The organism is Nitratidesulfovibrio liaohensis (genome assembly GCF_011682075.1).
Taxonomy (GTDB): domain Bacteria; phylum Desulfobacterota; class Desulfovibrionia; order Desulfovibrionales; family Desulfovibrionaceae; genus Cupidesulfovibrio; species Cupidesulfovibrio liaohensis.
In genome coordinates, this window is the sequence record NZ_VSMK01000148.1 from 1 (window position 1) to 5,847 (window position 5,847).

General features: G+C 60.8%; 6 protein-coding genes. 4 read left to right on the top strand and 2 right to left on the bottom strand.

Annotation, left to right across the window (positions count from 1 at the left end):
* Positions 1–6 precede the first annotated feature (6 nt).
* The gene (locus FVW27_RS06265; protein WP_341806095.1) at positions 7–171 is read left to right on the top strand and encodes a class II aldolase/adducin family protein; all 165 of its coding nucleotides are present in this window, start codon (positions 7–9) and stop codon (positions 169–171) included.
* Between the two features lie 37 nt (positions 172–208).
* Here FVW27_RS06265 and FVW27_RS06270 read toward each other — a convergent pair whose 3' ends face one another.
* Both FVW27_RS06270 and FVW27_RS06275 read right to left on the bottom strand, forming a co-directional pair.
* A complete protein-coding gene (locus FVW27_RS06270) occupies positions 209–1,639 on the bottom strand; it encodes an ArnT family glycosyltransferase (RefSeq protein ID WP_167123667.1) in 1,431 nt (476 codons plus the stop codon).
* A 34-nt stretch (positions 1,640–1,673) separates the two neighbouring features.
* Positions 1,674–2,831, bottom strand: coding sequence for a glycosyltransferase (locus FVW27_RS06275; protein ID WP_167123669.1), 1,158 nt, complete (start codon positions 2,829–2,831; stop codon positions 1,674–1,676).
* A 953-nt stretch (positions 2,832–3,784) separates the two neighbouring features.
* Between FVW27_RS06275 and hisI the strand changes: the two genes are divergently transcribed.
* The 3 genes from hisI to FVW27_RS06290 form a co-directional block, all read left to right on the top strand.
* Positions 3,785–4,186: a phosphoribosyl-AMP cyclohydrolase gene (hisI, locus tag FVW27_RS06280; RefSeq protein ID WP_167123671.1), complete on the top strand. Its 402-nt coding sequence runs from the start codon at positions 3,785–3,787 to the stop codon at positions 4,184–4,186.
* Positions 4,186–5,067: an ATP phosphoribosyltransferase gene (gene hisG, locus FVW27_RS06285; protein ID WP_167123673.1), complete on the top strand. Its 882-nt coding sequence runs from the start codon at positions 4,186–4,188 to the stop codon at positions 5,065–5,067. The genes hisI and hisG overlap by 1 nt, the downstream gene beginning before the upstream one ends.
* A 286-nt stretch (positions 5,068–5,353) precedes the next feature.
* The coding region (locus FVW27_RS06290) for a shikimate dehydrogenase family protein (protein WP_424991850.1) at positions 5,354–5,847 on the top strand (494 nt) is incomplete at its 3' end.

Below are 5,847 nucleotides of genomic sequence, written 5' to 3' on the forward strand. Positions count from 1 at the left end.
GACGCCGTGGCGGCAGCCGCCGTCACCCGCGACGCGGTATGGATGGAACGCCACGGCCTGTGCTGCGCCGGGCCTTCCGCCGCCCGCGCCCTGGCCCTGGCCGAGGAGCTGGAGCATCTGGCCGGGGTGCAACTGGCGGTGCTGTCCGCCCACGCCAAGGTGCGGGATTGAACGCACGAGGTGGCGGCAAAGGGGGAGATGCTGCGATCTACTTCCGGACGACGATGAAGACCTCGTCGTCAAGCAGTGCAAAAGCTTCGGGCGGGTACAGGGCGCGGACCTGATCCGGCGTAGGCCCCTGGATGTAGTTGCGCCAGCCGAATACACCCACCACGGCAACGGCGTGCGACGACAGGAATTCGTCATACGTGGGCAGGCCGATCCACCCCTTGCGATGCAGGTAGTACAGCAGGGACGGAGTTCCCTGGGTGGGCGTGTAGACCAGACTGTTCTGCCCGTTCTGTCCGGCCGGGTGGTCTTTTCCGCCAAGTGCGTCAAGGCGCTCGTGCAGGCGCTGGAAGGGTGCGTAATCAGTGTGCTTGGTCATCGTCCGGACATAGTTGTACTGCGCGATACCGACATGCACGGCCAGGCACAGGATCAGCACTCCCTTGGCAAGCCGCGGCGCGTCCGGTCGGGTGAGGTGCCGTGCGAAGGGCTTTGCCGCAAAGACGCACAGCGGGGCAAGCATGGGTAACTGATAGTAGTCATGCACGGCATTGCCCACGGGAATCAGGATCAGGTAGACGAAGACCGCGATGCCCCACAGGTCGAAGAGCCGCTCCATGGGCGACTGTCTGCGCATGCAGATGCCCCAGACGATGAACGGCGCAAGCACCCACGTGAAATGCCACGCCGCCAGTCGCTCGAACAACACCCTGTTCCAGAATCCTGGTGTAGCCAGCGTACTCCAGTTGAAGTACTTGCCGTTGGCCTCTCCGTAGAGCCCAAAACTGAGATTCGTAGCTTCACGCAGCGTGGCGGCATGGGAATACCACAGGTACAGCGCCACCAGCACGCAGGCGGCGTACAGCCAGCATTGCCATACGCGCAGCATCTGCATGCCGTGTCGTTTGTGAAAAAGCAGCAGCAACGGCAGCCCAAGATAGAGCGGGCTGACTTTTATCAGGCAGGCAAGGCACAGGCACGCCAGTGACAGGATATAGTCGGCAACGCCGCCCGTGCGGGCATAACGCCAGAGAAAGTACAGGGCGCCAGCGGAGCTTGCCAGCAGCAGAGGTTCCGGCAGTATGGTCCGCGCATAATAGGTGGTTGTGGTCAGCGAGGCGTAGATCAATGTTGTGAACAGACCCAGTTCCTTGGAGCACGTTTCAGCCACCAGCCTGTACAGCAACAGCGCGGAAAGTGCGAAGAGCGCTATGGAAAAAATGCGGGCGACGTATTCCCTGGGGCCGAACACGTCATACAGCTTGGCGACGCTGTACTGGTAGATGGGAAATTCCATTTCGGCGTAGCCTTGGGTGTCGCCGCGCCAATCTACCTGGGGCAGGAGGATGCTGTTGCCCGTTTCGTGGAAATTGCGTGCGGTGCCCGCCGTGTCGCTTTGCCGCCATGAATGCTTGTCGAGGATGGGGCTGTCGATGCCGTAGAACCGGGCGGCAAAGAGCAGAACCAGCAAGCCTGCCACAACGTATCTGTATGTCGGCGTCATGTCAGTCCATGGGGCGCGTTGCCGTGGCAAGGCGAATAATTCCGCTGAGTTTTGAGCGCAGCCGGTTGGTGCTGAAGACCCACCGCGAATACAGCACGTAGTTTGTCACCGTGGATGGCGCTATGGCCAACGCCTGCGCCATCAGGGGCGGAAGCGTCGGGAACAGGCGCGTGATGGCCCAGAATGTGGCCCAATGCACGCCCAGCCCGGCCAGTGAGGCAAGATTGAAGCGTAGCAGCTTGCCAAAAGCACTGCGCCCTGATTCGGCCTTGCCGAAGGTCAGGCGGTTGTTCAGCAGGAAGTTCCACAGGATGGCGACTTCCACCGCCAACGGAGAGGCCAGCAGCGGCGCAATGCCCCCGGCCACCAGGGCGGAGAACACCGCAAGATTGACGGCCACGCCCGTCGCCCCCACAAGACAAAAGAAGAGAAAGGTGCGCATCGAGCGCAGCCGGATGGCCCACACGCGCAGCAGGAATTCCGCGATGTCCGCGAGGCCGAGTTTGGTCTCGCCACGGGTTCTGTCGGTGAATTTTACCGGGATTTCGGTAATGCGGGCGTCCTGCGCAAGCATTTCGTGCAGCAGGGCGATCTGGAAGACATAGCCGCGGGCGTTGAGGCTGGGCAGATCGATCTGCCGCAGCATGGACGCGCGGATGGCCCTGAATCCGGCGGTGCAGTCCGCCACCTGATGCATGCCCGCGATGAGCCGGGCGGCAATGTTGCCGAATTTTGAATTGAGCTTGCGGTGCAGCCCCCAGTCTTCGGGAATGCTGCCGCCCCGCACATACCTGCTGCCAATGACCATGTCCGCCCCGGCGTCCAGCGCCGCTATCATGCGCGGCACGTCCGCGGGATCGTGCGAGAAGTCGGCGTCCATCTCCATCACGGCGTCCGCTCCCAGTACGTCGAGGGAATGGGCCATGCCGCGAATGTATGCAGCACCAAGCCCCTCTTTCCTGCCGGTCAGCAGGTGCAACCAGGGGGTGTTGCGCTGGCGGGCGCGGATGATGTCCGCCGTGCCGTCCGGTGAATTGTCATCCACCACAAGGACGTGCATTTCGTGCGGAATACAGGAGAACTGGCGATGCAGCGCGTCCAGCAGCAGAGAAATGTTGTCGGCTTCGTTGTACGTAGGGATGATGATGGCAATGCGCATGGAAGGTAGAGACGGCAGGGGAGGACAGGATGCCGCGAGGTAATGGGGTTGTGGTGATTTCGCGGACAAGTATGTGCGCGGAGAATGCACAGTGTCAATATCTGCTGACTTGTTTCTTTGGCGATACGATATGTACTGATTTGTTGTTGTGGCGAGCGCGTGGTGGGAATACGGCCTTTATTTTTTGATTTTCAGTATGAAAAATAGTGTCTTGCAAAATGTAAAGCATATTGTGTGCGCAGTTGTGCTGTATTCAAAATAAATAAATGTTAGGCACTGGTTCTTGTTTTCTATGACACAAAATTGATTTGGCATTTTTTTTATAGTACATATTATTGAATATTTTCATTATATAAAAAATATGCTTAAATATTGTTTAATCATTTGTCATGTGTTCTGATTGCAATTGTGTTGTGGCTAATTAAGGTGTGTATTTCAAGATAATCAATTCAGAATGAATGATACGGTTTGAGTTAATATACTTACGCATTAGGTGATTATTGTAATTTTTCGTGTATTTTGATTGTGTAATGAGGGTTTTTTTTGATTTAGTGAGGGGTTGTCTACTGATTTATGGTCGTCAAGATTGATTTTTGAGAACCAAAAATGGAAATATCGGCATGATGCTCGGAAATAGAGAGAATATGTTGGCGTGAACGATATGCACGTCGAAGGGCAGTTCGACAGGGGCAGCCCCTCGCGGCGTGTGGTACGCCGAAGAGGGCAGCGCGTGCGCATGTGAACGGGCGAGCAAGGCCGTGGGCCTTGGGGTGTCCCCTCGCCGCCTTGCATCCGTTACACGGAACGGCTAGATTCGCCACCTTGCGGCCATGCACCGGGCAAACGCGGCATGCGCCGACGCCTGCCTGCTTCCGCCCGGCCGCGCCCGGCAACCTTTTTGGGGCCTTGCCCCGCAACCCCTTGGGGGATTTCCCCGCGCGAGGATATCGCACATGGCTCAGGCTTCCGACGCCGCACAAGGCTTCCGTCCCGATTTTGCGAAAATGAACGGTCTCGTGCCTGCCATCGCCCAGTGCGCCGCCACAGGTGAAGTGCTGATGATGGCCTGGATGAACGAAGAAGCATGGGACGCCACCCTCGCCACCGGCGAGGCGCATTACTTCAGCCGCAGCCGTGGCCGGTTGTGGCACAAGGGCGGCACGTCGGGCCATACCCAGCATATCAAGGCCGTGCGCCTGGACTGCGACAGCGACACCGTGCTGCTGCTCGTGGATCAGAAGGGCGGCGCGGCCTGCCATGAAGGGTACCGCAGCTGTTTCTACCGAGAGCTGAAGGACGGCGCATCCGTCATCTGCTCGCCCCGCGTGTTCGACCCCAAGGAGGTCTACAAATAATGTCCGGCAACAACATGCTGAAGATCGGCATTCCCAAGGGCTCGCTCGAAGAAGCCACCGTGAACCTGTTCGCCCGTTCCGGGTGGAAGATCCGCAAGCATCACCGCAACTACTTTCCGGAAATCAACGACCCGGAACTGACAGCGCGCCTCTGCCGGGTGCAGGAAATTCCCCGCTACCTCGAGGACGGCGTGCTCGACGTGGGGCTGACCGGCAAGGACTGGCTGCTGGAAACCGGGGCCGACGTGGTCACCGTGTCCGACCTGGTCTACTCCAAGGTCAGCAACCGCCCGGCCCGCTGGGTGCTGGCCGTGGCCGGCGATTCGCCCTACGTGCGACCGGAAGACCTTGCCGGGTGCACCATCGCCACCGAACTGCTGGGCGTTACCCGCCGCTACTTCGAAGACGCGGGCATCCCCGTCAAGGTGCAGTATTCCTGGGGCGCCACAGAGGCCAAGGTGGTGGAAGGCCTGGCCGACGCCATCGTCGAGGTCACCGAAACCGGCACCACCATCAAGGCCCACGGCCTGCGCATCATCGCCGAGGTGCTGCTGACCAACACCGTGCTCATCGCGGGCAAGGCCGCCTGGGCCGACCCGTGGAAGCGCGCCAAGATCGAGCAGATCGACCTCTTGCTGCAAGGCGCCCTGCGCGCCGATTCGCTGGTGGGCCTGAAGATGAACGTGCCCGCCCACAACCTGGACGCCGTGCTCGACCAACTGCCCAGCCTCAATTCGCCCACCGTGGCAGGGCTGCGCGACAGCACCTGGTACGCCGTGGAAATCGTGGTGGAAAACGACCTTGTGCGCGACCTCATCCCCCGCCTGCGCTCCGCCGGTGCCGAGGGCATCATCGAGTATTCGCTGAACAAGGTTATTTAACCCAACAGAAAAGAGAGATATCGGGGAGGGGACCCTTTGCGGCAGCCGTTAGACGAGCGCATCGCGCGAGTCTTACGGATGGTGACCGCAGAGCGCAAAGGGTCTCCCTCCCCGAACCCCGCTTTGCTGTTCTCATCCGTAATGCTCGAAGACGCGCATAACGGCTGAGGCTCCCCCCTAAAAACTGCCACTGCAGCGGTCAGTCTGGATATAAAAGGCAGGGGCCTCGCAGTGGTTCTGGACATTTGCCCCTGTGTGAAAGGGGCCGTCCGCCGGAGGCCGCCCCATGCCCGCACATCCGTTCCTGCCCCGCGAACTCTACGGCATCATCGGCCACCCCCTCGGCCATACCATGAGCCCCCTGCTGCACAACTGGGGCTTCGGCCTGCTGGACGTGCCCGCCGTGTACATGGCCTGGCCGCTGGAGCCGGGCCGCGTGGGCGATTTCATCACCGCCGTGCGCACCCTGCCCATACGCGGCGCCAGCGTCACCATTCCCCACAAGCAAGCCGTGCTGCCCCTGCTGGACGGCGTCAGCGACCGCGCCCGCGCCGTGGGCGCGGTGAACACTTTGTACTGGCGCGACGGGCAGCTGCTGGGCGAAAACACAGACGTTACCGGCTTTCTGGCCCCGTTGCGCCAGCGCGCGGCAGCAGGGTGGCGGTGCGAAAGGGCACTGGTGCTGGGCAACGGCGGCGCGGCCCGCGCCGTGCTGGCCGGTCTGCGCGAGCTTGCCGGGGCCGGAGAAGGCGTGGTGGGCACGGTGGCCGTCACCGGGCG